General features: G+C 67.3%; 25 protein-coding genes. 2 read left to right on the forward strand and 23 right to left on the reverse strand.

What is annotated here, in order from left to right; genetic code table 11:
• Positions 1-2: 2 nt before the first annotated feature.
• The 8 genes from mihF to pyrR all read right to left on the reverse strand — a co-directional run bounded on the left by mihF (position 3) and on the right by pyrR (position 9,230).
• Complete coding sequence (gene mihF / locus QNO03_RS02860; RefSeq protein ID WP_229948535.1) at positions 3-320, reverse strand: integration host factor, actinobacterial type; 318 nt, start codon at positions 318-320, stop codon at positions 3-5.
• A gap of 115 nt (positions 321-435) precedes the next feature.
• Positions 436-1,332, reverse strand: coding sequence for an orotidine-5'-phosphate decarboxylase (gene pyrF, locus QNO03_RS02865; RefSeq protein ID WP_289601774.1), 897 nt, complete (start codon positions 1,330-1,332; stop codon positions 436-438).
• Positions 1,325-4,621 (reverse strand): carbamoyl-phosphate synthase large subunit, encoded by a 3,297-nt coding sequence (carB, locus tag QNO03_RS02870; RefSeq protein WP_289601776.1) that lies wholly within the window; start codon positions 4,619-4,621, stop codon positions 1,325-1,327. The genes pyrF and carB overlap by 8 nt, the downstream gene beginning before the upstream one ends.
• Positions 4,621-5,766, reverse strand: a complete 1,146-nt coding sequence (carA, locus tag QNO03_RS02875; RefSeq protein ID WP_289602053.1) for a glutamine-hydrolyzing carbamoyl-phosphate synthase small subunit — start codon at positions 5,764-5,766, stop codon at positions 4,621-4,623. Before carA ends, carB begins: the two co-directional genes overlap by 1 nt.
• A gap of 38 nt (positions 5,767-5,804) precedes the next feature.
• Entirely contained in the window at positions 5,805-6,320 is a 516-nt protein-coding gene (locus tag QNO03_RS02880) for a PH-like domain-containing protein (RefSeq protein ID WP_229948540.1), read from the reverse strand.
• On the reverse strand, positions 6,320-7,657 hold the full coding sequence (locus QNO03_RS02885) for a dihydroorotase (RefSeq protein WP_289601777.1): 1,338 nt from the start codon (positions 7,655-7,657) through the stop codon (positions 6,320-6,322). The genes QNO03_RS02880 and QNO03_RS02885 overlap by 1 nt, the downstream gene beginning before the upstream one ends.
• Positions 7,654-8,649 (reverse strand): aspartate carbamoyltransferase catalytic subunit, encoded by a 996-nt coding sequence (locus tag QNO03_RS02890; protein WP_289601778.1) that lies wholly within the window; start codon positions 8,647-8,649, stop codon positions 7,654-7,656. The genes QNO03_RS02885 and QNO03_RS02890 overlap by 4 nt, the downstream gene beginning before the upstream one ends.
• Complete coding sequence (gene pyrR, locus QNO03_RS02895; RefSeq protein WP_229948546.1) at positions 8,646-9,230, reverse strand: bifunctional pyr operon transcriptional regulator/uracil phosphoribosyltransferase PyrR; 585 nt, start codon at positions 9,228-9,230, stop codon at positions 8,646-8,648. The genes QNO03_RS02890 and pyrR overlap by 4 nt, the downstream gene beginning before the upstream one ends.
• A 144-nt stretch (positions 9,231-9,374) precedes the next feature.
• Here pyrR and QNO03_RS02900 point away from each other — a divergent pair, with 144 nt between their 5' ends.
• Positions 9,375-10,580, forward strand: a complete 1,206-nt coding sequence (locus QNO03_RS02900; protein WP_289601779.1) for a PrsW family intramembrane metalloprotease — start codon at positions 9,375-9,377, stop codon at positions 10,578-10,580.
• A 45-nt stretch (positions 10,581-10,625) separates the two neighbouring features.
• Here the strand turns inward: QNO03_RS02900 and nusB are convergent, their stop codons facing one another.
• From nusB to QNO03_RS02965, 13 genes are all read right to left on the reverse strand, one after another.
• The gene (nusB, locus tag QNO03_RS02905) at positions 10,626-11,036 is read right to left on the reverse strand and encodes a transcription antitermination factor NusB (RefSeq protein WP_229948550.1); all 411 of its coding nucleotides are present in this window, start codon (positions 11,034-11,036) and stop codon (positions 10,626-10,628) included.
• A complete protein-coding gene (efp, locus tag QNO03_RS02910; protein WP_227911484.1) occupies positions 11,033-11,596 on the reverse strand; it encodes an elongation factor P in 564 nt (187 codons plus the stop codon). Before efp ends, nusB begins: the two co-directional genes overlap by 4 nt.
• Before the next feature lie 84 nt (positions 11,597-11,680).
• Entirely contained in the window at positions 11,681-12,802 is a 1,122-nt protein-coding gene (gene aroB / locus QNO03_RS02915) for a 3-dehydroquinate synthase (protein ID WP_289601782.1), read from the reverse strand.
• Positions 12,803-13,339 carry a shikimate kinase gene (locus QNO03_RS02920; protein ID WP_229948555.1) on the reverse strand — a complete coding sequence of 179 codons (537 nt, stop codon included), beginning with the start codon at positions 13,337-13,339 and terminating at the stop codon, positions 12,803-12,805.
• Positions 13,329-14,537: a chorismate synthase gene (gene aroC / locus QNO03_RS02925; RefSeq protein WP_289601784.1), complete on the reverse strand. Its 1,209-nt coding sequence runs from the start codon at positions 14,535-14,537 to the stop codon at positions 13,329-13,331. The genes QNO03_RS02920 and aroC overlap by 11 nt, the downstream gene beginning before the upstream one ends.
• 32 nt (positions 14,538-14,569) lie before the next feature.
• Positions 14,570-15,427 carry a shikimate dehydrogenase family protein gene (locus tag QNO03_RS02930; RefSeq protein ID WP_289601786.1) on the reverse strand — a complete coding sequence of 286 codons (858 nt, stop codon included), beginning with the start codon at positions 15,425-15,427 and terminating at the stop codon, positions 14,570-14,572.
• Between the two features lie 29 nt (positions 15,428-15,456).
• Entirely contained in the window at positions 15,457-16,665 is a 1,209-nt protein-coding gene (gene mltG, locus QNO03_RS02935) for an endolytic transglycosylase MltG (RefSeq protein WP_229948562.1), read from the reverse strand.
• Positions 16,662-17,234 (reverse strand): Holliday junction resolvase RuvX, encoded by a 573-nt coding sequence (ruvX, locus tag QNO03_RS02940; RefSeq protein WP_229948564.1) that lies wholly within the window; start codon positions 17,232-17,234, stop codon positions 16,662-16,664. Before ruvX ends, mltG begins: the two co-directional genes overlap by 4 nt.
• A 1-nt stretch (position 17,235) precedes the next feature.
• Entirely contained in the window at positions 17,236-19,929 is a 2,694-nt protein-coding gene (alaS, locus tag QNO03_RS02945; protein ID WP_229948567.1) for an alanine--tRNA ligase, read from the reverse strand.
• Positions 19,930-20,023: 94 nt separating this feature from the next.
• On the reverse strand, positions 20,024-20,278 hold the full coding sequence (locus QNO03_RS02950) for a hypothetical protein (protein WP_231707476.1): 255 nt from the start codon (positions 20,276-20,278) through the stop codon (positions 20,024-20,026).
• Between the two features lie 37 nt (positions 20,279-20,315).
• Entirely contained in the window at positions 20,316-20,690 is a 375-nt protein-coding gene (locus tag QNO03_RS02955; protein WP_229948568.1) for a DUF948 domain-containing protein, read from the reverse strand.
• Between the two features lie 225 nt (positions 20,691-20,915).
• Positions 20,916-21,542 carry a 30S ribosomal protein S4 gene (gene rpsD / locus QNO03_RS02960; RefSeq protein ID WP_146361840.1) on the reverse strand — a complete coding sequence of 209 codons (627 nt, stop codon included), beginning with the start codon at positions 21,540-21,542 and terminating at the stop codon, positions 20,916-20,918.
• A 176-nt stretch (positions 21,543-21,718) separates the two neighbouring features.
• Positions 21,719-23,134, reverse strand: a complete 1,416-nt coding sequence (locus QNO03_RS02965; protein ID WP_289601789.1) for a replication-associated recombination protein A — start codon at positions 23,132-23,134, stop codon at positions 21,719-21,721.
• Positions 23,135-23,201: 67 nt separating this feature from the next.
• On the opposite strand from QNO03_RS02965, the gene QNO03_RS02970 reads away from it, so the two are divergent.
• The gene (locus QNO03_RS02970) at positions 23,202-23,789 is read left to right on the forward strand and encodes a Vms1/Ankzf1 family peptidyl-tRNA hydrolase (protein WP_289601790.1); all 588 of its coding nucleotides are present in this window, start codon (positions 23,202-23,204) and stop codon (positions 23,787-23,789) included.
• Positions 23,790-23,801: 12 nt separating this feature from the next.
• On the opposite strand, the gene QNO03_RS02975 is transcribed toward QNO03_RS02970, so the two are convergent.
• Entirely contained in the window at positions 23,802-24,851 is a 1,050-nt protein-coding gene (locus QNO03_RS02975) for a nitronate monooxygenase (protein ID WP_289601791.1), read from the reverse strand.
• Between the two features lie 10 nt (positions 24,852-24,861).
• Positions 24,862-25,698, reverse strand: a complete 837-nt coding sequence (locus tag QNO03_RS02980) for a PhzF family phenazine biosynthesis protein (RefSeq protein WP_289601792.1) — start codon at positions 25,696-25,698, stop codon at positions 24,862-24,864.
• Positions 25,699-25,708 lie beyond the last annotated feature (10 nt).

Below are 25,708 nucleotides of genomic sequence, written 5' to 3' on the forward strand. Positions count from 1 at the left end.
CCTCAATGGGTCTCCAGCAGGTCGATCAGCGCCTTGCGCTGATGCACACCCAACCCCCGGACCCGGCGGGTCGGCGCTATACCTACCGTAGCCATTATTCCAGCTGCGCGGCGTTCCCCCACACCGGGCAGGGCGCGCAGCAGGTCCATGACCTTCAGCCGGCCTATGGCTTCCTCCCCAGAGCGGGACAGAATGACCTCTTCGATACTGAGATCTCCGGACTTTACGCGGGACTTCACCTCGGCGCGTACGGCCCGGGCGGCTGTGGCCTTTTCCCGCGCCCGCGTACGCTCGGCTTCTGTCAGTGGCTTGAGGTTCAAGGGACACTCCCGGACGAAGACATACCGCTGGCAGCGGCACTGCTGGTAGGTCCGAACTTATCCGCAACCGAAGCCCAATTGCAATGGAAACCGCTTGGCACCGGAAGCTTCACGGCTACCCCTCGGATGCCAGTTCCCGGGCTGCCTCATGTGCCGCCCGGCGCAGTGCCTGGGGATCGGGTCCGGCCCGCAGGATGCCCCGGCTGGAGGTGGCCAGGACATTCGGGTAGGCCGCCGCGAACGTCGCGCGCAGGCCGGCAGCCGTGGCTCCCTGTGCTCCCAGCCCGGGGGCCAGCACCGGCGCCCGGGAGCCTGCGAGATCGATGTCCAGGTCCGCCAGGGCAGTGCCCACAGTTGCCCCCACCACCAGCCCTACGGAGCCCAGACCGGCCGACCCACCTGTTTCCGCACCGGAGTCCGGACCGGCGTTTTCCGCGGCCACGGCATCCACGATCCGCGCCGCTACGGCACGGCCGGCCAGGGGCGGGCCGCCCGCATGCTGCACACCGGCCCCTTCCGGATTTGAGGTCAGGGCCAGGACAAACACGCCGCGGCCGGTCGCTGCCGCCAGGTCCAGGGCCGGACGCAGGGAGCCGAACCCGAGGTACGGGCTGAGCGTCACCGCGTCGGCTGCCAGCGGCGAACCGTCGCGCAGCCAGGCGTCGGCATAGGCTGCCATGGTGGAGCCGATATCGCCGCGCTTCGCGTCGGCGATGCTGAGCACTCCAGCCTCCGCACAGGCGGCCAGCAGGCGTTCCAGGACGGCCATGCCGGCGGACCCGTGGCGTTCGTACAACGCCACCTGGGGCTTCAACGCGGCGGCCTGCTCCCCCACCGCCTCCACGACGGTGAGGGAGAAGCGCTCCAGCCCGGCGGCGTCGTCGTTCAGGCCCCAGTCCGCCAGCAGCCCGGGATGCGGATCAATGCCGACGCACAGCTGCCCCCGGCGGTCCATCGCCGCCCGCAGGCGGGTGCCGAAGGCGGAACGTGCCGTGGGTCCCGCCTCAGGCACCGGTGGCGGCCTTCAGCCGGGCCGCGTGTTCCTGCAGGGAGGTGACGTCCCATTCGTAGGAGCGCATAGCCTCGATCGCCTGGACGGCCGCGCCGAACTCGGAGACCGTGGTGACCACCGGGCAGCCGATCGACGTCGCGGCGGCACGGATCTCGTATCCGTCACCGCGGGCCTGGCCGCCGGAGGGAGTGTTCACCACCAGGTTGATTTCGCCGGCGGTAATCAGGTCCACCACGGTCCCCTCCCCGTTCGGCCCCACACCCTCGCCGACCTTGCGCACCACGGTGGCGGTGATGCCGTTGCGGCGCAGCACCTCGGCCGTGCCGCCGGTGGAGAGGATCTCGAAGCCAAGGTCGCTCATCAGCTTCACCGGCATGATGATCGAGCGCTTGTCACGGTTCGCGACCGAGACGAAGACCTTGCCCGCGGTGGGCAGGGCACTGTTCGCGGCGGCCTGGGACTTGGCGAAGGCCGTGTCGAAGTACTTGTCGATGCCCATGACCTCGCCGGTGGACCGCATTTCCGGACCCAGCAGGGAATCCACCACGGTGCCTTCCGGCGTGCGGAAACGGCTGAACGGCAGCACCGCCTCCTTCACGGCCACGGGGGCATCCAGCGGCAGGGTGGATCCGTCGCCGTCGGCGGTCAGTTTCCCGGCCGCCCGCAGCTCGGCAATGCTGCTGCCGGTGCCGATCAGCGCCGCGGCCTTGGCCAGCTGGACGCCGGTGGCTTTGGACACGAACGGCACCGTGCGGGAGGCCCGCGGGTTCGCTTCGATGACGTAGAGGATGTCCGAGGCCAGGGCGAACTGGATGTTGATCAGGCCGCGGACGCCGACGCCGGCCGCGATGACCCGGGTTGCCTCGCGGACCCGGTCGATCACGTCGGTGCCGAAGGTAATCGGCGGCAGCACGCACGCGGAGTCGCCGGAATGGATGCCGGCCTCCTCGATGTGCTCCATGATTCCGCCCACATAGAGGTCGGTGCCGTCGAAGAGCGCGTCGACGTCTATCTCGATGGCGTCTTCCAGGAACCGGTCCACCAGGACGGGATGGTCCGGGGTGATCTCCGTGGCGTTGGTGATGTAGCGGGACAGGTTCGCTTCGTCGTACACGATCTCCATGCCGCGGCCGCCCAGCACGTAGGACGGGCGGACCAGCACGGGGTAGCCGATCTCGTCCGCTACCCGCTTGGCGTCCTCGAAGGACACGGCGGTGCCGTTCTTCGGGGCGGTCAGCCCACCCTCGTCCAGCACCTGCTGGAACGCTCCGCGGTGTTCGGCCAGGTCGATTGCAGCGGGCGAGGTTCCCAGGATCGGCACTCCGGCGTCGGCCAGGGCCTGCGCCAGTTTCAGCGGTGTTTGCCCGCCCAGCTGGACGAAGACGCCCAGCACGCCGCCGGTGCGCTGCTCCGCGGCGATGACCTCGAGGACATCCTCCAGGGTCAGCGGCTCGAAGTAGAGCCGGTCGGAGATGTCGTAGTCGGTGGAGACCGTTTCCGGGTTGCAGTTGATCATCACGGTCTCGTGGCCGGCCTCGCGCAGCGCCATGGTCGCGTGGACGCAGGAGTAGTCGAACTCGATGCCCTGCCCAATCCGGTTCGGCCCGGAGCCGAGGATGATGATGGACGGCTTGGCGTGCTCGGCCACCTCGTCCTCCTCGTCGTAGGAGGAGTAGTGGTACGGCGTGTAGGCGGCGAACTCGGCAGCGCAGGTATCCACGGTCTTGTAGACCGGGCGTACGTTCAGGGCGTGCCGGACACCGCGGATGACCGCTTCGGGGGTGTTGGTCAGCGCGCCGATCTGCTCGTCGGAGAAACCGTGCCGCTTGGCCAGGCGCAGGATGTCCTCGTTGACCGACGGCGCCGAACGGATCTGCTGTGCCGTTTCATTGATCAGCACCAGCTGGTCCAGGTACCACGGGTCGATGCCGGTGGCGTCGAAGAGCTGCTCAATGGACGCCCCGCCCAGCAGCGCCTGCTGCACCTGCTGCAGGCGGGCGGTGGTGGGCCGTTTGGAAGCTTCAATAAGTCCGGGCACATCGGCGGCATCGACCGGGTCGAAGGACAGCGTGGCGCCCCTCTGTTCCAAGGAGCGCAGCGCCTTCTGCAGTGCTTCCGTGAAGTTGCGGCCGATCGCCATGGCTTCGCCCACGGACTTCATCGTGGTGGTCAGGGTGGGGTCGGCCGCGGGGAACTTCTCGAACGCGAACCGCGGGACCTTCACCACCACGTAGTCCAGGGTGGGTTCGAACGACGCCGGGGTCTTCTTGGTGATGTCGTTCGGGATCTCGTCCAAGGTGTAGCCGAGGGAAAGTTTGGTGGCGATCTTGGCGATGGCGAAGCCGGTGGCCTTGGAGGCCAGGGCGGAGGAACGGGAGACGCGCGGGTTCATTTCAATGACGACTACCCGGCCGGTGTCCGGTTCGATGGCGAACTGGATGTTGCAGCCGCCGGTGTCCACGCCCACTTCACGGATGACCGCGATCGCGATGTTGCGCAGCTTCTGGTACTCGCGGTCGGTGAGGGTCATGGCGGGGGCCACCGTGATGGAGTCGCCCGTGTGCACACCCACCGGGTCGAAGTTCTCGATGGAACAGACAACCACCACGTTGTCGTTCTTATCCCGCATCATTTCCAGCTCGTATTCCTTCCAGCCGAGGATGCTCTCTTCGAGCAATACCTCGGAGGTGGGGCTGTACTGGATGCCGGCCCCGGCGATCCGGCGCAGGTCCTCGGCGTTGTACGCCAGGCCGGAGCCGAGGCCGCCCATGGTGAAGGATGGGCGGACCACCATCGGGTAGCCCAGCTTCTCCGCGGCGGCGAAGGCTTCGTCCATGCTGTGCACAATGATCGACTTGGCCGATTCGGCACCGCAGCGTTCGACGACGCCCTTGAACTTTTCGCGGTCCTCACCGAGTTCGATTGCGGCGATGTTCGCGCCGATCAGCTCCACGTTGTACTTCTCCAGGGCGCCGCTCTTGTCCAGCGCGATGGCGGTGTTCAGGGCGGTCTGACCGCCCAGGGTGGGCAGGATGGCGTCGGGGCGTTCCTTGGCGATGATCTTCTCGACCACCTCCGGGGTGATCGGTTCCACGTACGTGGCGTCGGCGAACTCCGGATCGGTCATGATCGTGGCCGGGTTGGAGTTCACGAGGATGACCCGCAGGCCCTCCTCCTTGAGCACCCGCAGCGCCTGCGTGCCGGAATAGTCGAATTCCGCTGCCTGGCCAATGACGATCGGGCCGGAGCCGATGACCAGGACGGACTTGAGGTCGGTTCTGCGGGGCATTAGATGCTTTCCTTGCTTTTGCTGGCGGCGCTGGACGCCATGAGGTCCACGAAGCGGTCGAAGAGGTAAGCCGAGTCGTGCGGTCCGGCGGCGGCTTCGGGATGGTACTGGACCGAGAACGCGGGGATGTCCAGGCAGGCGAGCCCTTCCACGACGTCGTCGTTCAGGCTCACGTGGCTGACCTCCACCCGGCCGTAGCGGGCCTCGGGGGCGGTGACGGGTCCGTCCAGCGGGGCGTCGACGGCGAACCCGTGGTTCTGCGAGGTGATTTCCACCTTCCCGGTCCGCCGGTCCATCACGGGCTGGTTGATGCCGCGGTGGCCGTAGCGCAGTTTGTAGGTGCCGAATCCCAGCGCGCGGCCGAGGATCTGGTTGCCGAAGCAGATGCCGAAGAACGGGATCCGGGCGTCCAGGACCTCGCGCAGCAGGTTCACCTGCACGTCGGCGGTGGCCGGGTCGCCGGGGCCGTTGGACATAAACACACCGTCGGCGTTCAGGGCGGTGATGTCCTCGAAGGTGGAGGCGGCGGGCAGCACGTAGGTGCGGATCCCCCGCTCGGCCAGGCGTACCGGGGTCATCGACTTGATGCCCAGGTCGATGGCCGCCACGGTGAACAGCGGCTCCTTGTCCCAGCCGTGGTCGGCCGGGTCGATCAGGTACGTTTCATCCACGCTGACCTCTTCGGCCAGCCTGGCGCCTTCCATGCCCTGCTGGGCACGGACCTCGGCGAGCAGCTCGGCGTCCGGACGGCCGGCGTCGGGCCCGGAGAAGATTCCGGCCTTCATGGCGCCGCGTTCGCGCAGGTGCCGGGTCACGGCGCGGGTGTCGACGCCGGAGATGCCGACGACGCCCTGCTCCGCCAGCTGCTCGTCCAGGGTGGACTCGGACCGCCAGCTGGAGGGCCGCCGGGCGGCGTCGCGCACGATGTACCCGGCCACCCAGATGCGCCGGGACTCGGCGTCGTCGCCGTTGACCCCGGTGTTGCCGATGTGCGGCGCCGTCTGGACCACGAGCTGGCGGGCGTAGGACGGGTCGGTGATGGTCTCCTGGTAACCGGTCATGCCGGTGGCGAAAACGGCTTCACCCAGGGCGGTTCCCTGCGCGCCGTAGGCACGTCCGCGGAAGGTACGCCCGTCCTCAAGCATCAGGACGGCGGGCGTGGGATTGATGATCTCGTGCACTGTCACAGTTGTTCCTCGTTAGGGGTGGCCGTTTCCGGCAGAAGCTCGGTGATTGCGGTGACCAGGGGTGTCTTGTCCTCGGCGGAGCGGGTGCGGAAGCCGGTATCCACGCGCTTGGAGCCCAGCTGCCAGGTCACGGTAACCAGTCCCTCCTTTTCCACGAATTTCCCGGCCATGCCGCGCTCGAGGCGGACCCCGTGCAGGTCCTGCCGGGGGATCCAGAGATCGTCGGCGCCGGAGCGGGCAAAAAGCACGCCTTCGGGAAAGACGGCGGCGGTGGCATTGGACTTGAACCCCAGGCCGTACAGGGCCACGCGGTCCAGCCAGTCACCGGCGGTGGTGGTGGCGACGTACTGGCCCAACGCCTGGAATCCAGGATCCGACAGCTCCTCCGGCAGCGCCTGGGGACGGGGAATGTCCTGTTGACGTCGTCGCCGGCCGCGCCAGCCCAGGGCGAACAGGCCCAGGACCACGATTATGAGGGCGGCCAGGCCCAGGAAGAAAAAGACCAGTTCCATCAGGATTCCTTTACGGCAGCGAGGTGGGGCGAGTTCAATCTGCCGTCCAGGACGGTGGGGTGGCCGGCGTAGAACACCGCTTCGACTCCACCGGGCAGTTCCAGTCCGGCAAACGGACTGTTGCGTCCCTTAGTTGCCATCTTAGAAGGGTCGACCCTTCGACGCGCAGAAGGGTTCACCAATATGACGTTGGCTGGTTCACCGGCGGCGAGGGGCCGGCCCTGGGACGGCAGCCGTCCGATCAGGGCCGGCGTCGTGGACGTGACCCGGGCAAAGCCGGCCCAGTCCATCAGCCCGGTGTCGATCATGGCGTGCTGCACCACCGAGAGGGCGGTTTCCAGGCCGGTCATGCCCATGGCGGCGTTCGCCCATTCGCCTTCCTTGTGCTCGCTCGGGTGCGGGGCGTGGTCGGTGCCGACGATGTCGATGGTGCCGTCGGCCAGGCCGCGGCGGACCGCCTGGACATCGGCTTCGGTGCGCAGCGGCGGGTTCACCTTGTAGACGGGATCGTAGGTGCGCACCAGCTTGTCGGTCAGGAGCAGGTGGTGCGGGGTGACCTCGGCGGTCACCTGGATGCCGCGGTCCTTGGCCCACCGGAGAATTTCGACGGACCCGGCGGTGGACACATGGCAGACGTGCAGGCGGGATCCGGTGTGCCGGGCCAGCAGGACGTCCCGGGCGATGATGGATTCCTCCGCGACGGCAGGCCAGCCGGCCAGTCCGAGGACGGCGCTGACCTCCCCCTCGTTCATCTGCGCATCCTCGGTCAGCCGGGGTTCCTGCGCATGCTGGGCAATGACGCCGTCGAAAGCCTTGACGTATTCGAGGGCACGGCGCATCAGCACCGGGTCCGAAACGCATTTGCCGTCGTCGGAAAAGACGCGCACCTGTGCCCGGGAATCGGCCATTGCGCCTAGTTCGGCCAGCTGCCCGCCGTCCAGGCCCACGGTGACGGCCCCGACCGGGCGCACATCCACCCAGCCGGCCCGCTCCCCCAGGCTGAGGACCTGTTCCACCACGCCGGCGGTATCGGCGACGGGCATGCTGTTGGCCATGGCATGGACGGCAGTGAACCCGCCCAGCGCCGCGGCCCGGGAACCCGTTTCCACTGTTTCGGCATCCTCCCGGCCCGGTTCGCGGAGGTGCGTGTGCAGGTCCACCATGCCGGGCAGGGCGATCAGGCCGTCCGCCTCAAGGACGACGGCGTCCGTCGGCACCGGCAGCACGGGGGCGACGGCGGTGATCAGGCCGTCCTCGATGAGGATGTCCGCGCGTTCGGCGCCGAGCACGGAGGCGCCGCGGATCAGATAGCTGCCGGTGGTGGTTGTGGGACTCATTGGGGCTGCTCCTGCGGAGTGGATGCGGGGCTGTTCTCACCGGAGAGCAGCAGGTAGAGGGCAGCCATGCGTACGGCGACGCCGTTGCTGACCTGTTCCAGGACGGTGGAGCGGGGTGAATCAGCCGCGCGGGCGGAAATTTCCAGGCCGCGGTTCATCGGCCCCGGGTGCATGATGATGGTGTCCTTCAGGCCCATGGTGTCCAGCCGGTCCAGCCGGACATCATCCAGGCCCCAGCGGCGGGAGTACTCGCGGACCGAGGGGAAGAAGGCCGAGTGCATCCGTTCGCCCTGGACGCGCAGCATCATCACCACGTCCGGTCCGGCAGAGAGCGCTTCGTCCAGGTCGTAGCTGACGGTGCACGGCCAGCTTTCGACGCCGAACGGCAGCAGCGTGGGCGGCGCCACCAGGGTCACCTCGGCGCCCAGGGTCCGGAGCAGCCACAGGTCCGAGCGGGCCACCCGGGAGTGCAGCACGTCCCCGACAATCATGACCTTCATGCCGGACAGGTCGGTGCCGGAAGAGGGGATGCCGTGCAGCCCCGCCCAGTGCCGGCGCATGGTGAAGGCGTCAAGCAGCGCCTGGGTGGGGTGCTCGTGTGTTCCGTCCCCGGCATTCAGGACGGCAGCGTTAATCCAGCCGGACGTGGCCAGCCGCGCCGGTGCCCCGGAGGAGCCGTGGCGGATCACCACGGCGTCGGCCCCGATGGCCGCCAGCGTCTGCGCGGTGTCCTTCAGCGACTCGCCCTTGGACACCGAGGAGCCTTTGGCGGAGAAATTGATGACGTCGGCCGAGAGCCGTTTGGCGGCGGCTTCGAAGGATATCCGGGTGCGGGTGGAATCCTCGAAGAAGAGGTTCACCACTGTGCGCCCGCGCAGGGCAGGTAGCTTTTTGACCTCCCGCTCCCCTACCGCGGCCATCTCCTCGGCCGTGTCCAGGATGGCCAGGGCATCCCCGCGGGGCAGGTCCCTGGTGGAAAGCAGATGCCTCATGCAGGGCCCTCGATGACAACCTCGTCTGTGGCCGGTTCACCTGTGGCCGCGGTGTCGCTCTCCGTCAGCCGGACCCGCACCTGCTCCCGGGACGCGGTGGGCAGGTTCTTCCCCACATGGTCGGGGCGGATCGGCAGCTCCCGGTGCCCGCGGTCAACCAGTACCGCCAACCGGACGATGCGCGGCCGGCCCAGGTCCACCAGTGCGTCCAGTGCCGAGCGGATCGTGCGGCCCGAATACAGCACGTCGTCCACCAGGACCACTACTTTGTCATCGATTCCGGTCACCGGAACACGGGTGGCATACGGAGGCCGGGTGGGCCGGCGGGCAAGATCGTCCCGGAACATGGTGACGTCGAGCTGGCCCGTGATGGCCGCGGGATCAACCCCCGGGGCGGCTGCGGCGATTTTGGCGGCGAGGCGCCGCGCCAGCGGATATCCGCGGCGTGGAATGCCCATCAGGACCAGGTCCTCGGGTCCCTTGTTCGCCTCGAGGATCTCGTGGGCAATACGCGTCAGGGCGCGGTCAATGTCAGCTGAAGACAGAACGGTACGGGTGGATACGGCGTCGTTGCCCGTCATTTCCGCTTCCTCCTTCCCCGCCTCACAGGACGGAACTTAAAGGTTGAATGCGCCTTCAAGCTATCACAGGGCATACCGGCGTCCGCCGGGTGCGGAGTATGCCCGCCGGCGAACTATCCTGACTGCTATGACCAGGTCCCGAACATGAGCCTTCCCGCTCCCGTCCGTACGCATCCCGCGCCTCCCGGCTACGGACCCGCCCACGGTTCCGCCCCCGTCCAGCCGTTCTGGACGCCTCCGGCGCCGCGGCGGGATAAGGGGCTGGCCGCCATGGTGGTGCTGACGGTGCTCTCCGCTGTGGTGCTGGCCGGGGTGGGAGTGTTCCTGCTCAGCCGCCTTGGCCCGCCGGCCTTCATTATCTGCGGCTTCCTGGCCTTGGTGCCCCTGGCCATCTGTGGGCTGGGGATCCGGTGGGTGGACCGCTGGGAGCCGGAACCCCGCAGTGCCCTGCTGTTTTCCTTCCTCTGGGGTGCCGGGGTTTCGGTCGCGGCTGCCCTGCTGGTCGGCCCGTACGTCACGCTTGCGCTGCTGCAGGTGGTGCCGGCAGGCACAGCCGACCTGGTCGGACCGGTGGTCCAGGCCCCGGTGGTGGAGGAAACCGCCAAGGGGCTGGGAATTCTCCTGCTGCTGCTGGTCCGCCGGCGGATCTTTGACGGGCCGGTGGACGGCATCGTGTTTGCCGCCGCGGTGGCAGCAGGCTTCGCCTTTACGGAGAACATCCTCTATTTCGGTTCGGCACTGCTGGCCGCCGGCCCGGACACCGTGTACCAGCTCGGTTTTACCTTCATCCTCCGCGGGCTGCTCTCCCCCTTCGCGCATGTGCTGTTCACCGCCTGCACCGGGCTCGCCCTGGGCCTGGCATCGCGGCGGGCGGGCAACGCCTGGATTCTGCCCGCCTTTGTCATCGGACTGATTCCGGCGATCCTGGGGCACATGCTCTGGAACGCCGGACCGGCGTTGCTGTTCGGGGACTTCTTCCTCTTCTACTTTGTGCTCCAGGTACCCTTCTTCGCCGCAGCGGTCACCGGCGTCTGGCTGCTGCGCCGGGCTGAACAGCGCCTGACGAGGCGCCGGCTGGCGGAGTACGCTTCCGCCGGCTGGTTCACTCCCGCGGAAGTGGGGATGCTGTCCACGGGGGCCGGCCGGCGCCAGGCCATGGGCTGGGCCCGGGCCAGCGGCGTGGCTCCGGTGATGAAGGAATTCATCCGGCGCGCCACCCGGCTCGCGTTGACCCGGCAGCAGATTGCCGCCGGCCGCGACGTTGCCGCGAACCTGGAAACCGAACGGGACCTGCTGGGCGAAATCACGGCGATCCGGACCGGCATGCTGGCGGGACAGCAGCTCCGCTAACGCAAAAAGACCGGCCCCGAGGGGCCGGTCTTTTTGATGTTCTGCCTACGCCAGCAGGGACGGCTTCAGTTCCTGCAGCCGGCCCAGGAGGCCGTTGATGAAGGCCGGGGATTCGTCCGTGGAGAGCGCTTTCGCCAGTTCCACGGCTTCGCTGATGGCCACCTTGTCGGGAACGTCGTCGTTGTAGAGAAGTTCCCACGTGCCCAGGCGGAGAATGATGCGGTCCACCGAAGGCATGCGATCAAGCGTCCAGCCCTGCGAATATGTGCTCAGGAACTCGTCGATCTGCTCCTGCATCGCAACCACGCCTTCCACCAGGTCCATGGTGTAGGGGTTGATGGTCTGGTCGGTCTTTTCGCGGCGGGCCCGGATGGCATCGAAGGCCGACATCGAACGCTGTTCGGCTTCGAAGAGGACCTCCAGTGCCCGGGTCCGTGCTTTACTGCGTGCGCTCACTCGTTAACGCGTCCCAGGTAGTCGCCGGTGCGGGTGTCAACCTTGACCTTGGTGCCCTGCTCCAGGAACAGGGGCACCTGGATCTCGTAACCGGTCTCGATGGTGGCGGGCTTCGTGCCGCCGGTCGAGCGGTCGCCCTGCAGGCCCGGCTCGGTGTAGGTGATTTCCATGGTGACCGACGGCGGCAGCTCGATGTACAGCGGCGAACCCTCATGGATGGCGATGGTGACCATCATGGACTCCATCATGAAGTTCGCGTTGTCACCGACGATCTTGCCGGGAACCGTGAGCTGGTCGAAATCGGAGGTGTCCATGAAGACGTAGTCTTCGCCGTCCTGGTACAGGTACTGGTAATCGCGGCGGTCCACCGTGGCGGTCTCGACCTTGATGCCGGCGTTGAACGTCTTGTCCACTACCTTGCCCGAGGTCACGTTGCGCATCTTGGTACGGACGAACGCACCACCCTTGCCCGGCTTCACGTGCTGGAACTCGATGATGCTCCAGAGGTTGCCTTCAAGCTTCAGCACGGTGCCGTTCTTGATGTCGTTGGTCGTCGCCACAGTTTCTCTTCCGTTGTTCGTCAGTCGTTAGTCAAAGTACGTTTTATTCAAGTCCGACGACTATTCTACCCGGTCGCGCCGAACCTACAGGCTGAGGCGGATTCCGCCCTGCGGCTCGGAAGCGATTTCCTGGTAGGCGGCGAACAGCAGCGAGGTGTCCGGCACCTCCAGCATGGACGGTTTCGCCAACCCGTCCAGCACGACGAACCGCAGCAGGTCGCCGCGGGACTTCTTGTCCCGGCGCATTCCGTCCAGCAGTGCGGACCAGCGGTCCTTACGGTAAGTAACAGGAAGGCCCAGGGAGGAAAGGATCTCCTTATGGCGGTCTGCCGTGGCGTCATCGAGGCGGCCCACGGTCCGGCCCAGCTCCGCGGCAAAGACCAGCCCCACGGACACTGCGGCGCCGTGCCGCCACTGGTAGCGCTCGGCCAGTTCGATGGAATGGCCCAGGGTGTGGCCGTAGTTCAGGAATTCCCGCCGGCCGGATTCACGCAGGTCGGAGGAAACGATGTCGGCCTTGACCCGGATGGAGCGTTCCACCAGTTCGCGGACGACGTCGGACGCGCCGTCGGCCACTGCCTCCAGGTTCGCTTCGACCAGTTCCAGGATGGCGGGGTCGGCAATGAAACCACACTTGATGACCTCGGCCATGCCGCTGAGCAGTTCGTTCTTCGGCAGGGTGGCCAGGGCGTCAAGGTCAGCGAGGACGCCAGCCGGCGGGTGGAACGCGCCCACCAGGTTCTTGCCTTCGGCGGTGTTGATGCCGGTCTTGCCGCCCACTGCCGCGTCCACCATGCCCAGCAGGGACGTGGGGATATGCACCACCTTGATGCCGCGCAGCCAGGTGGCCGCCACGAAGCCGGCGACGTCGGTGACGGCTCCGCCGCCGACGGCCACGATGGCATCGGACCGGGTGAAGTCATTCTGGCCCAGGACCTGCCAGCAGAAGGACGCCACCTGGATGTGCTTGCCCTCTTCGGCGTCCGGAATTTCGGCCGTGACAGCGGTCAGGCCCGTCGCGGCAAGCTCGTCGCGCACCGTGTCGCCCGTGGTGCGCAGGGCGCGCGGGTGGATGACCAGGACGCGGCGAACGCGCTCACCGAGCATGTCCGGCAGCCGGCCGAGCAGCCCATTGCCTACGACGACGTCGTAATTGTCAGCGGGGGTGGAGCCGGTCACCGGGATGATCGTCGGTTCGGAGGGCATCTAGTCTTCTCCTTGGGTGAGGACGGAAGTCAGCCGGTCAATAATGGCCGGAATGGTAAGTCCCCTGGTGTCAATGGTGATGTCGGCCAGGGATTCGTAAATGGGGCGGCGGACATCCGCCAGTTCCTGCCAGCGCCGGACCGGGTCCGGTGCCAGCAGTGGACGGTGGCCTGCGCGGGTGATCCGCGGAAGCACGGTGGCAAGGTCCGTATCCAGAAACACTACCGTGGCGGCGTCCAGCAGCTGCTGCGTCCCCGGGTCCAGCACTGCGCCGCCGCCCAGCGAAATCACTGTGGGAACGGGTGTCTCCAGTGCGGCGGCAACGGTCCTGGCTTCGACGGCACGGAAATAGCCTTCGCCATAGGCACTGAAAATACCGGCAATGGGTCCGTAGCGCGCCACCACGGCTTCGTCGGTGTCCAGGAAGGGCATTCCCTGCCGGGCTGCGTAGCCGCGCCCGACCACGGATTTTCCGGCAGCCATAAAGCCCATCAGGACCAGGTGCCGGCCTCGGGGCGGGACGTTCCTAGAGGACATCGGTGCCGGCGGATTCCAGCGGCTCAGGGATGGCGGCCAGGTAGGCGCGGAGGTTCCGGGCGGTTTCCGGCACGGAGTCGCCGCCGAACTTCTCGATCACGGCTTCGGCCAGGACCAGCGCAACCATGGCTTCGGCGACCACTCCGGCAGCCGGCACCGCGCACACGTCCGACCGCTGGTGGTGGGCGCGGGCCGGCTCGGAGGTACGCACGTCGACGGTCCGCAGGGCGCGCGGCACGGTGGCAATGGGTTTCATGGCAGCCCGCACCCGCAGCAGTTCGCCGATGCTCATGCCGCCCTCGATACCTCCGGCGCGGTTTCCGGAGCGGACCACACGGCCGTCGGCATCCTGGAGAATCTCATCGTGGGCTGCGGAACCGCGGCGGGCAGCGGTGAGGAAGCCGTCACCCACCTCCACTCCCTTGATGGCCTGGATACCCATCAGCGCCCCGGCGATCCGCGCGTCCAGCCGGCGGTCCCAGTGGACATAGCTGCCCAGTCCCGGCGGCAGCCCGTAGGCCAGGACCTCAACCACTCCCCCAAGCGTCTCGCCCTCCTTGTGCGCCGCATCGACTTCGGCCACCATCGCCGTGGAGGTACCCGCGTCAAAGCAGCGCATCGGATCGGCGTCGAGGGCGTCCACGTCGCCGGGCAGCGGCAGCACCGCCGTCGGCGGCACCATCACGCCGGCAATGCCCACGGTGTGGCTGACCAGTTCTATGCCCAGCTGCTTCAGGAACGCCGACGCCACGGCGCCGAGGGCCACACGGGTGGCAGTTTCCCGGGCGCTGGCGCGTTCGAGGACGGGCCGTGCCTCGTCAAAGCCGTATTTCTGCATGCCGGTGAAATCTGCGTGTCCGGGGCGGGGCCGGGTCAGGGGCGCGTTGCGCGCGGAATCGGCGAGGACGGCAGGATCCACAGGATCGGCGGCCATCACCTGCTCCCATTTGGGCCACTCGGTGTTGCCGATTTCGATCGCTACCGGGCCGCCCTGGGTGAGGCCGTGGCGGACGCCGCCCAGGATGCGCACGGCATCCTGTTCAAATTTCATCCGCGCGCCACGCCCATAGCCGAGCCGGCGGCGGGTCAGGGCAGCCTGGACGCGTGTGCTGTCCACTTCCACACCCGCAGGGACACCTTCAATAATTCCGACCAGTGCCGGTCCATGGGACTCACCGGCGGTCAACCAACGCAACATGCTTTCAATACTGCCATGCCCGGCACGGGCGTTCAGCGCCGCGCGATTCCCACTGCGTCACACATGGCGTTTATGACGCCGGGTTCATCGGAGAAGGCCTCTCCGGTAAAGAGTTTCACCTGCTCGACGGCCTGGTAGAGCAGCATCTCGATGCCGGGGGCCACCACTCCGCCGAGGCCGGCCCACGCCGAAGCCAGCCGGCTGGGCCACGGGTCATAGGCCGCGTCCAGAAGGACCGCGCCGGGCTGCACCTCCGCCAGTTCCCCCGCCAGTTCCTCCGCCAGGCGGTCGGCGCCGTGCGGCGGCAACGTGGAGACAACGACGTCGGCTCCGGCGCACGCGGCGGCAGCTTCCGCCCAGGGACGGGCGTTCACGGTGGTTCCGACCGCCGCACCGGCAGCAACGACCCCCGCCTGATTCACTCCCGCCTCCGGGAAGCGCCGGGCGCAGACGTCGACGCCGCCGGCCGGATCCACCTGGGCCAGCGCGGCAACGGCGGCACATGCGGTACCGCCGGAGCCCAGCACGACGGCGCGGGGCCGGTCCCGCATTCCGGCGTTCCGGAGCGCACCCACAATGCCGGCAACGTCGGTGTTGTGGCCGGTCAGCACTGTGCGGCCGCCCTCACGGGCGAACGTCACGGTGTTGAGTACGCCCAACGCCTGCACCAGCGGCTGGATCTGATCCATATGAGCCACCATCGCCGCCTTCAGCGGCATGGTGACGGACAGCCCGGTCCAGCCCCCCTCCGCGCGGAGGGAGGCCGCAAACGCTGCGGCCTCCTCTTCGCGGACGTCAATGGCGTCGTAGCGGCACTCCCAGCCAAGATGCGCGTAGGCCGCACGGTGCAGCAGCGGGGACTTGGAATGGCTGATTGGATGTCCCAGCACGGCTGCCCGCCTCAAGGGGTTATCCGCCGCTAACCGCAACGCCCGGCTTTTTGGCTGCTGCACCAGTCCTGGTATTCCTCCACGTACTTGGAATGCTCAGCCAGGGTGGTGGAGAACTTGGTTTCACCGGAATCCAGGTTGACGGTCACCCAGTAGAAGTACGGGACGTCGTCCGGGTTCGCTGCCGCGTCGATGGCCTCACGGCTTGGAGAGCCGATCGGTCCGACGGGCAGGCCCGGGTTGGCGTAGGTGTTGTACGGATTGGACTTGTCCGCCTTTTCCTCCGGTGTCAGTTCGTAGCTCTTCCGTCCGAGGCCGTAGGTCACCGTTGCGTCTGACTGGATCAGTCCGTTGGTTTCTTTGTTGTCCGGGCCCAGGCGGTTCTCAATGGAACCGGCCACGGCACCGTAGTCCGCTTCTCCTGCTTCGGCCTGGATGATGCTTGCCTTGGTCAGGATCCGGTACTGCTCGGAAGGATCAGTAATACCGGCTTCTTCGAGCTCGGCGAAGGTGTTGTCCACCATTTCGGTGATGATCTCGGTGGCGTCCTTTTCGACGTCGAACCGGTATTCACCCGGGAACAGGTAGCCTTCCAGGCTCACGGCTTCCTTGGGCAGGCCGAACTGCTGCGGGTTGCCCGCCAGCGCCTGGAACTCCGCCAGCGGAATCCGGGTGGAGGTGTTCAGGACCTCGAAAACCTCGTTTTGGCGCAGGTCACGGGCCACGGCTGCGTAATGGACCTGGCTGCCGCCGTCGCCCAGCAGGGCGTCCACGGCTGCGGAGGAAGACATCTGGTACTTCATCTCGTAGGTACCTGGCTGGATTTCCCGGCCGTCCGACTGCGCGGTGAAGGCGTTGACGAATTCATCGGAGGTCGCCACGATGTCTTCGGCTTCAAGCTTGCCGCCGATCAACAGCGGTCCGTCGCCCTCGTCGACGGTGAAGGCCACGGTGCCTTTGCCTGCACCCTCGTAGTCCTGGATCTCATTCATGCCCAGGAGGTCCCTGAGGAACATGATGAGCCCGAAGATGACGGCAGCGAAAACGGCCAGCACGGTGAACATGATGATGGTGCGGCGCCGGCGCCGGCGCTGCTTCTCCCGCGACGGGCGCTGGCTCCTGCGGCTGGGCAGGTCCTCCGGCTCTTCGAAGAACTGCCCGACGGGAAGTCCGCGGCCTTCACCGGGGTTGCGCTCCGGTTCCGCCATGGCGGGGTACTCGGGATATCTGTGGCTCATGGCGTGATGCCGCCTTCGCGCTCGATGTCCTGCGAAATTTCGAACTCCTCAGTCGGGGCCGGAGCTCCGCCGCTTGGGCGGTGCGTCCGGCGCAATGTAACCAGCTCCCCTACGTCCCTGTTCAGGGATCGTTGTGTGTCAATAGACTGCTGCAAAATAGCTACAGCTGCTGCTTGATCAACCACTGTACGGTGATTCCGGCTGTTCATTCCAGCTTCGTGCAGCGAACGGTGCGCCGAGACGGTGGTCAGGCGTTCATCCACCAGCCTCACCGGCACCTCCTGCCCGGCGTCCGCCAGTGCCTGGACCAGGGTCTGCGCGTAGTCGCGCGCCATCTGGGTCGAGGCGGTTTCGCCGCCGCTCAGGCTGCGGGGCAGGCCGACAAATACTTCAACGGCCCCCCGGTCCGCAGCTTCACGGACCACTACGCGGATGTCGCTGTTTTTCTTCGCGTCCCGCTTCAGTGTCCTGACCGGCATGGCCAGGACGCTGTCGGGATCACTGGCAGCAAGGCCGACCCGTACGAGGCCGACGTCGACACCCAGCTTCACGCCGCGCAGCTCAGTCAAGTCAGGCCCGCCCGGCGACGGCTTCGCGGATGGCCGTCAGTGCGTCTGCGATCCGGCCTGCGTCGGACCCGCCGCCCTGGGCGACATCGTCCTTTCCTCCGCCGCCGCCGCCCAGTACACCGGCGGCAACCTTGACGAGGGCACCGGCCTTGACGCCGGCGCTGCGGGCACCTTCGTTGGTGGCGACGATAACTACGGGACGGTTGTTGGACACACCGGCCACGGCCACGGCAGCGGGTTCGCTGCCCAGGCGGGAGCGCAGGTCGAGGGCCAGGGTACGCAGGTCATCCGCTCCCCCGACTTCACCGGCGTCGTGCGCCAGGAGCCGCACGCCGTCAACATCGACGGCCGTTCCCACCAGGGCACCGGCGGAGGCGGCAAGCTGTTCGCGGCGCAGCCGGTCCAGTTCCTTCTCGGTGGACTTCAGCTTCGCGAGGGTGGCGGCAAGCCGGTCCGGCAGCTGCGCGGAAGGAACCTTGAGCATCTCGGAAAGCTCGTTCACCAGTGCCCGCTCGGCGGCCAGGTGGCGGAAGGCGTCCATGCCGACGAAGGCCTCGACGCGGCGGTTGCCGGAGCCGACCGACTGCTCGCCCAGCAGCGTCAGGCTGCCGATGCGGGAGGTCGATGCCACGTGCGTTCCGCCGCACAGTTCACGGGACCAGTCGCCGTTCATTTCCACCACGCGCACGGTGTCGCCGTAGGCTTCACCGAACAGGGCCATGGCGCCCAGCGACTTCGCCTCGGCGAGGGACATGATCTTGGTCTCGACCTGGTAGTTGCTGCGGATCGCCAGGTTGGAGACCTCTTCAATCTCCGACTTCGCGGCGTCGGAGAGGCCTTCGCCCCAGGAGAAGTCGAAGCGGAGGTAGCCGGCCTTGTTGAAGGAACCGCGCTGCAGCGCCTCCGGGCCGAGGATCTGGTGCAGGGCGGCATGCACGATGTGCGTGCCGGAGTGCGCCTGCTCGGCTTCGTGCCGGCGCTGGGCGTCGACGGCGGCAAGGACATTGGCTCCGGCGGCGATCTCGCCTTCACGGACGATGGCCTTGTGCACGCTCAGGCCCTTGACGGGGCGCTGGACGTCCTGCACCTCGATGACGAAGCCGTCTCCGGTGATCAGGCCGGTATCGGCAGCCTGGCCGCCGGCTTCGGCGTAGAACGGAGTCTCGTCCAGGACCAGGGAAATTTCAGAACCCTGGCCGGCATATTCCACCCGGGAGTTCCCGGAAATGATGCCGCGGACCTTCGATTCGGTCTTCAGCTCGTCGTAGCCGGTGAACACAGTGGAACCGGCGGCCAGAAGTTCGTTGAACACCGACATATCGGCGTGCCCGTGCTTCTTCCCGCGGGCGTCAGCCTGGGCGCGCTTGCGCTGCTCGGACATGAGGGACCGGAAACCGGCCTCATCGACCTTCAGTCCCGCTTCCTCGGCCATTTCGAGCGTGAGGTCGATGGGGAAACCGTAGGTGTCGTGCAGGGCGAAGGCTTCCTCGCCGCTGAGCGGAGCCCCGGCAGCCTTGGAGACCTTGACGGCCTCTTCAAGGCGCTCGGTGCCGGAGGCGATGGTGCGCAGGAACGCCTTCTCCTCGGCGTACGCAATCCGGCTGATCCGGGCGAAGTCCGTCTCGACGTCCGGGTAGGTACCCTTCATGGCGTCGCGGGAGACGGGCAGCAGCTCGGGCAGGACGGCGGTTTCCACGCCCAGCAGGCGCATGGCGCGCACTGCGCGGCGGATCAGGCGGCGCAGCACGTAGCCGCGGCCCTCGTTGGACGGGCTTACGCCGTCGGAGATCAGCATCAGGGCGGAGCGGATGTGGTCGGCCACCACGCGCATCCGGACGTCGTCGGTGTGGTGCGGATCGGAGGGGTCTTCGGCGCTGGTGTAGGCCTTGCCGGACAGCTCGGCGGCCTTGTCCAGCACGGGACGGACCTGGTCCGTCTCGTACATGTTCTCCACGCCCTGCAGGATCATGGCGAGCCGTTCCAGCCCCAGGCCGGTGTCGATGTTCTTCTGCGGCAGTTCGCCGGCGACGTCGAAGTCGGTCTTGGAGCGGACCGCGGAGAGCTGGTACTGCATAAAGACCAGGTTCCAGATTTCGATGTAGCGGGTCTCGTCTACTGCCGGGCCGCCCTCCTGGCCGTAGGCCGGGCCGCGGTCGTAGTAGATCTCGGAGCAGGGGCCGCCGGGGCCGGCCTGGCCGGTGTTCCAGTAGTTGTCAGCCTTGCCGGTCCCGACGATGCGTTCGTTCGGGATGCCGATCTTGTCGCGCCAGATGGCGCGGGCCTCGTCGTCGCGCTCGTCGCCGTCTTCATAGACGGTGACCCAGAGGCGCTGCGGGTCCAGGCCGTAGCCGCCCTTGTCGACGTCGGACGTCAGCAGCTCCCACGCGTACGTGATCGCTTCTTCCTTGAAGTAATCGCCGAAGGAGAAGTTGCCGGCCATCTGGAAGAACGTGCCGTGGCGGGCGGTCTTGCCGACTTCTTCGATGTCCGCGGTGCGGATGCATTTCTGCACGCTGGTGGCCCGGCTGTACGGGGCCTTTTCGCGGGCGGTCAGGTAAGGGATGAACGGCACCATGCCGGCCACGGTGAACAGCAGCGAGGGATCGTTGGAGACGAGCGACGCCGAGGGCACCACCGTATGTCCCTTATCGCTGAAGTAATCCAGCCAGCGGCGTGCAATCTCGTGGGACTTCATGGTGCTTCTATACCCTTCCGGTAATGATGGTGCGGCATGCAGGCGGCGCTGCGTGCCTCATACTGTGGTGCCGGTGACGACCAGGCGCCGGTGCTTAGCGGCGGGTGGACCTGAGGGTCTCGGCCACGTTGTCTGTGTTATCGAGTCCCAGGGCGGCGCGCAGTTCACCTTCGCGCTGGCCCATGCCTTCGCGCAGGGCTTCGGCAAAGCTCTGTACGGCACCCGCGGCGGAATCGACCGCACGGTTGATCCCCGCCTGGCGCAGGGTGGTTTTTGCCTCGGTCACTCTGCGGACGGCAATGACGCCAATGGCGACGCCGATGGACATCCAAAATACGCGCTTGATCATGGCTGGCTCCTGTAGTTGTTGAGGTGTGCTGGCGTACTTAGCGGCTGCGCCGGCCGCGGCCCGCAGTCCTGCGGGAAGCGAGGGCGGAGCGGACGCCGTAGCTGAACGCCGAAACCTTGATCAGCGGGGATCCGACGGTGGCGGCCACCAGGGAGGACAGTGCCGACAGGTTGGCTGAAGCGTCGGAGACGTTCGAGGAGATGCCGTCGACCTTCTGCAGCTGCTGGTTCGTGGTGGACACCGTGGTGGTGACCTCGTCGATCAGCGGTGTGGTCTCTTCGCTGAGGGTCCGGATGGCTCCGCGCATCTCGTCAAAGACCTTCCCCAGTTTCCAGACGGGAACGGCCAGCAACGCGACCAATACGGCAAACACACCGGCCGCGATCAGACCGGCTATATCTCCACCCGACATGGGACTCCTTTTACGCAAAAAATTCGTGGTTCGCATCCCCGGAAACGGTTCCGCCCGGGTGTCCCGCCTCGATACGGCAAAAGACCCCGGTATGTACCTTACCTACTGCAGCGCCGCGGCACTTACTTTTGCCGTGTGCGCCACGTACGCCGCATGTGCCCTGACAACAAAACAGCCCGCGGCACAAGGCCGCGGGCTGTTCTATAAACGGAATGTTTTCCGTTATTAGCGTGCGTAGTATTCCACCACGAGCTGCTCTTCGCAGGTCACGGGGACTTCCGAGCGCTTCGGGCGGCGCACGAGGCGTGCCTGCAGCTTGTCCAGGGATACATCGAGGTAACCCGGAACGGCGGGCAGGACGTCGCGGTGGGCGCCGGCTGCGGCAACCTGGAACGGCGTCATGGTCTCGCTGCGCTGGTGCACGTGGATGAGCTGGCCTTCGGAAACGCGGAAGGACGGGCGGTCCACGCGGGCGCCGTCAACCAGGATGTGGCGGTGCACAACCAGCTGGCGGGCCTGGGCGATCGTGCGGGCAAAGCCGGCACGCAGCACGAGTGCGTCGAGACGCATTTCGAGCAGCTCGATCAGGTTTTCACCGGTCAGGCCGGCAGTGCGGCGGGCTTCTTCGAAGACACGGGTCATCTGTGCTTCGCGGATGCCGTACTGGGCGCGCAGACGCTGCTTTTCGCGCAGACGTACCGCGTAGTCGCTGTCCTGCTTGCGACGGGCGCGGCCATGCTCACCCGGGGGGTAAGGCCGACGCTCGAAGTATTTTGCTGCCTTGGGGGTCAAAGCAATGCCGAGGGCGCGCGATGCGCGTGCCTGCCGGCGTGCACGTGTGTTGTTAGCCACGTTCACCTTTCACTGTTTGGCGGTTTGGCCACGGCGGTAAGGCGTGCCGTGACTGCTGCGAAATATGCTGGCCTCCATGAGGGAGAGCTCCGGCCAACCGCTGCCGTCTGCTACAGCCACGGATGCCGAAATCGACACCGGGCTTGCCAGTCAACCATCAATGCTAACACGGACGATCAGGACTTCTCCCCCCGGATGATCCCCCGCAGCCGCTCAAGCCGGGCGGAGATGTCGCGTTCCACTCCATTGCCGGTGGGTTCGTAGTAGTTCTGTCCCACCAGGTCATCGGGGGCGTACTGCTGGCGCGCGACGCCGTGCGGTGAATCGTGTGAATATACGTAGCCCTTGCCGTGGCCAAGCTGTTTGGCACCCGGGTAGTGGGCATCTCGCAGGTGCGCAGGCACGCCCTGTCCGCGTCCGGCCCGGACATCGGCAATCGCCGCATTGATCCCGTTGTAGACAGCGTTGGACTTCGGTGCGGTGGCAATATGCACCACCGCCTCGGCCAGGATGATCCGCCCTTCGGGCATGCCGATCAGCTGGACGGCCTGGGCCGCGGCGACGGCGGTCTGCAGCGCCGTCGGGTCCGCCATGCCCACGTCCTCCGATGCGGAGATGATCAGGCGGCGGGAAATGAACCGCGGGTCCTCCCCCGATTCCAGCATCCGCGCCAGGTAGTGCAGGGCGGCGTCGACGTCGGATCCACGCAGGGACTTGATGAACGCACTGGTGATGTCATAGTGCTGGTCCCCTGCCCGGTCGTAGCGCAGCGCCGCGACGTCCAGTGCCTTTTCGGCGTGCTTCAGCGTGACTTCGGGGATGTCCTCGTCGTCACTTTTCCCGGAGTAGGCGACGCCGGCGGCGGCTTCCAGCGCGGTCAGTCCGCGGCGCGCGTCCCCCGCAGCCAGCCGGACCAGGTGCTCGAGCGCTTCGGCGCTGAGTGTGACCCGGCCCGCCAGTCCGCGCTCATCCTCGACGGCGCGCTGGAGCAGGGCGGCAATGTCCTCCTCGGTCAGCGGTTTCAGGGTCAGCAGCAGCGACCGGGAGAGCAGCGGGGAGACCACGGAGAAGGACGGGTTCTCGGTGGTGGCTGCCATGAGGACCACCCACCGGTTCTCGACGCCGGGAAGCAGCGCATCCTGCTGGGCCTTGTTGAAGCGGTGGATCTCATCCAGGAAGAGGATGGTGGTGACGCCATGCAGGTCCCGGTCCGTCAGTGCCTGTTCCATGACCCGGCGGACGTCCTTGACGCCTGCGGTAATGGCGGAGAGTTCGACGAACTTTCGTCCGGCGCCTCGGGCGACGACGTGCGCCAGGGTGGTTTTGCCGGTGCCGGGCGGTCCCCAGAGCATGACCGAGGACGGGCCGGCGGGGTTGCGTTCATCGGCGGAGGACGCCAAGGTGCGCAGCGGCGAGCCGGGACCGAGCAGGTGCTGCTGGCCCACCACCTCGTCCACCGTGCGCGGCCGCATCCGGACTGCCAGGGGGCTGCGCGGCCTTATCCTCGTGCCGGCGGTGTCCCCGGCGTCGTCGAACTCCGCGTCGTCGTCTCCGTCAACGCTGAACAAATCATTCCCCGGCAAACCATTCACGCTTCAAGGCTACTCGTGCCGTAACCTGAGCTGGTCCACCCCTCTCTCGTTGAAAGCAGCCCCGGCTATGCCTGCCTCCCGCACCGTCTATGTTCCGGCGGACCGGCTGCCCGGCTGGCTGGAACGGTTCGAGGCGAGCCAGGGCGCCCTGGAGTTCCTGCCCGAAAACGGCGGACTCCGGGTGCAGGCAGCTTCCGGCGCGGTGGCTGAACTGATGGAACCATGGCCTGCCGACGGGCGCCCCGGGCGGGGAGCCAACGACGTCGAACGCCTCGCGTCTCTGACCGGGCAGGCACGGACGCTGGGACTGGTGCTGGTCCGCCGCAGTGGTTATGCCGTGGGCGTGGCGCGTGAAGGCCGCGTTCTGGTCTCGAAGAGCGGTTCATCCAACAGCCGCCGGGCCAACGCCGCCGATGCCCTGGCTGCCGCCGCCGCGGAACAGGCCGCGGCGGTCTTCTCCGGCTCTGCACCCGAGTACCTGGTTTTCGGCGGCGACCGGATGCTGGCCCAGCAGGTGGCCGGACGCCGGGAGTTTGCCCGCTGGGCCGGGCTGCCCCGGCTGCGGCTGCTGGACGTGGCCGACCCGAAAGCGGCGGTGCTGGCGCAGGCGGCCCGGGATGCGGCGTCGGTGTTCATCCGGGTCACGCTGCCCTGAGGGCGGACGCCGCTACTGCTGCGCACCCAGCCGGGCAACCACGGCGGCGGCGGGTTCCGGCGCTGCCGACCGGTAGCCGGTTCCGGCCCAAAGACTGGTGCTGTGCGGGTTCCCGGCAGCTGCTGCCTGCGCCCGGAGGGCTTTGGTGATCTGGTTGACCAGCGGGTAGGCGGCCGGAGCGTCGGCATGTTCCGCCATAAACCGATTAGCCAGTCCGCGGGCGGTGCGGCCGGAAAAGGCCCGGGTCAGGGCGGTCTGCGTAAACTGCGGGTCCTGGAGGGCAGCCCGGTGCACCGCGGCCGTCCCCGCCTCCGGAGTCAGCAGCAGCAAAGTGCCGACCTGTACGGCGTCGGCGCCCTCGGCGCGCAGGGCTTGCACGTCCGCGGCGGTGCGGATACCTCCGGCGGCAATAAGTTCGACGTCGGCACCCACACCGCTCCCGGCGCCGCGCACCTCACGCACCAGCCCGGCCAACGGCTGCGCGGACGGTTCCGCCGCAGCGTCGAAGGTCCCGCGGTGGCCGCCGGCAGCCGGCCCCTGCAGGCACAGGATCCGGATACCTGCCGCAACGGCCAGGACGGCTTCCTCCGCGGTGGTCACGGTCACGGCGACGGCGCTGCCCGCATCCTGCAGTGCAGTAATAACGTCTTTTCGTGGCAGGCCGAAGGTAAAGGACACCACGGGCACCTGCAGGCGGCGGACCGTGTCGAGCTTGGCGTCCCAGTCGTCGTCGTCCTCCGGGTCCGGCAGCGGCAGCAGCTCCGGCGGATAGTCCAGGGCCAGCTGCTCCCGGTAGGCCAGGGCCGCAGCGAGCTGCCCCGACGTTCCCGCACCGCCTGTATTGGCGGCGTCGGGCACAAAAAGATTCACGCCGAACGGCTTGCCGGTCAGCTCCCTGGTCCGGGTGATCTCCCCGGCCATGGCCTCGGCGCTCTTATAGCCGGCGGCCAGGAAACCCAGTCCGCCGGCGCTGCTGACGGCCGCGGCCAGCGCCGGTGTGGAGGGCCCGCCTGCCATGGGGGCGCCGATGACGGCGGAAGGGAGGGACTTCAGCGTAAACACTGTTAGCTGGTCACAATTTGACGGTGCCGTCAATGCAGGTGGTGGTTTCCCCGCCGACCCAGATCCGCCGGTCCCGCGTAAAGATCCGCACCAGCCCGGAGCGCTCCAGGACGGTGCCCTGGGTGACCGTGTAGCGTTCCGGCGCAAGGCCGGCTCCGATCAGCCACTGGGCGAGCCCGGCATTGAGGCTGCCGGTGACCGGGTCCTCCGGCACGCCGTGGCCCGGCGCGAAGGCGCGGACTTCGTAGTCGGTCTCGGCGCCGTCTTCCTGCGGTCCGATGACACCTACGGCCAGGGATCCGAGGGCGGCTGCATCCGGTGTCAGGGACAGCACGGTTTCCGCGTCCTTCAGGAGCAGGCCCAGCCAGCCGGGACCGTTGTCGATCCAGTTCGAGGCCGAAACCTGGTCCCGGGTAATGCCGAGGGCCTCCACCGCCTGCTTCAGGACGGCTTCCTCCAGCTCGCCCGAGCGGATCAGCGGCGGAGCCCCGAACGCGGCCATCCCCGCGGAGGCGTGGAGGGTGACCAGTCCCACCCCGCATTCGGAAATGACGACGCCGGGGTAATGCGGAGTGTTGCCGGCTTCGAGCCAGGCGTGGCAGGTGCCCAGCGTCGGATGTCCGGCGAAGGGGATCTCTCCCCCGGGCGTGAAGATGCGGACCTTGTAGTCGGCGTCCTTCTCTGTGGGCGGCAGCACGAAGGTGGTCTCCGAAAGGTTGGTCCACCGGGCAAAGGACGCCATGGCGGCGTCGGAAACGCCCTCCGCATCCAGCACCACGGCCACCGGGTTGCCTAAGTAAGGCTTCGTGCCGAAGACGTCCACCTGCTTGAACCAGCGATCTCTCATGCCCAAACAC

This window comes from Arthrobacter sp. zg-Y877, from assembly GCF_030373105.1.
Classification (GTDB): Bacteria; Actinomycetota; Actinomycetes; order Actinomycetales; family Micrococcaceae; genus Arthrobacter_B.

Bases quoted from the DNA above. Each gene is read 5' to 3' on its own strand.
- carB (WP_289601776.1), bottom strand. From the start codon at position 4,621: ATGCCCCGCAGAACCGACCTCAAGTCCGTCCTGGTCATCGGCTCCGGC.
- carA (WP_289602053.1), bottom strand. From the start codon at position 5,766: ATGCTTGAGGACGGGCGTACCTTCCGCGGACGTGCCTACGGCGCGCAG.
- QNO03_RS02880 (WP_229948540.1), bottom strand. From the start codon at position 6,320: ATGGAACTGGTCTTTTTCTTCCTGGGCCTGGCCGCCCTCATAATCGTG.
- QNO03_RS02885 (WP_289601777.1), bottom strand. From the start codon at position 7,657: ATGAGTCCCACAACCACCACCGGCAGCTATCTGATCCGCGGCGCCTCC.
- QNO03_RS02890 (WP_289601778.1), bottom strand. From the start codon at position 8,649: ATGAGGCATCTGCTTTCCACCAGGGACCTGCCCCGCGGGGATGCCCTG.
- pyrR (WP_229948546.1), bottom strand. From the start codon at position 9,230: ATGACGGGCAACGACGCCGTATCCACCCGTACCGTTCTGTCTTCAGCT.
- QNO03_RS02900 (WP_289601779.1), top strand. From the start codon at position 9,375: ATGAGCCTTCCCGCTCCCGTCCGTACGCATCCCGCGCCTCCCGGCTAC.
- aroB (WP_289601782.1), bottom strand. From the start codon at position 12,802: ATGCCCTCCGAACCGACGATCATCCCGGTGACCGGCTCCACCCCCGCT.
- QNO03_RS02920 (WP_229948555.1), bottom strand. From the start codon at position 13,339: ATGTCCTCTAGGAACGTCCCGCCCCGAGGCCGGCACCTGGTCCTGATG.
- aroC (WP_289601784.1), bottom strand. From the start codon at position 14,537: ATGTTGCGTTGGTTGACCGCCGGTGAGTCCCATGGACCGGCACTGGTC.
- mltG (WP_229948562.1), bottom strand. From the start codon at position 16,665: ATGAGCCACAGATATCCCGAGTACCCCGCCATGGCGGAACCGGAGCGC.
- alaS (WP_229948567.1), bottom strand. From the start codon at position 19,929: ATGAAGTCCCACGAGATTGCACGCCGCTGGCTGGATTACTTCAGCGAT.
- QNO03_RS02950 (WP_231707476.1), bottom strand. From the start codon at position 20,278: ATGATCAAGCGCGTATTTTGGATGTCCATCGGCGTCGCCATTGGCGTC.
- QNO03_RS02955 (WP_229948568.1), bottom strand. From the start codon at position 20,690: ATGTCGGGTGGAGATATAGCCGGTCTGATCGCGGCCGGTGTGTTTGCC.
- QNO03_RS02970 (WP_289601790.1), top strand. From the start codon at position 23,202: ATGCCTGCCTCCCGCACCGTCTATGTTCCGGCGGACCGGCTGCCCGGC.
- QNO03_RS02980 (WP_289601792.1), bottom strand. From the start codon at position 25,698: ATGAGAGATCGCTGGTTCAAGCAGGTGGACGTCTTCGGCACGAAGCCT.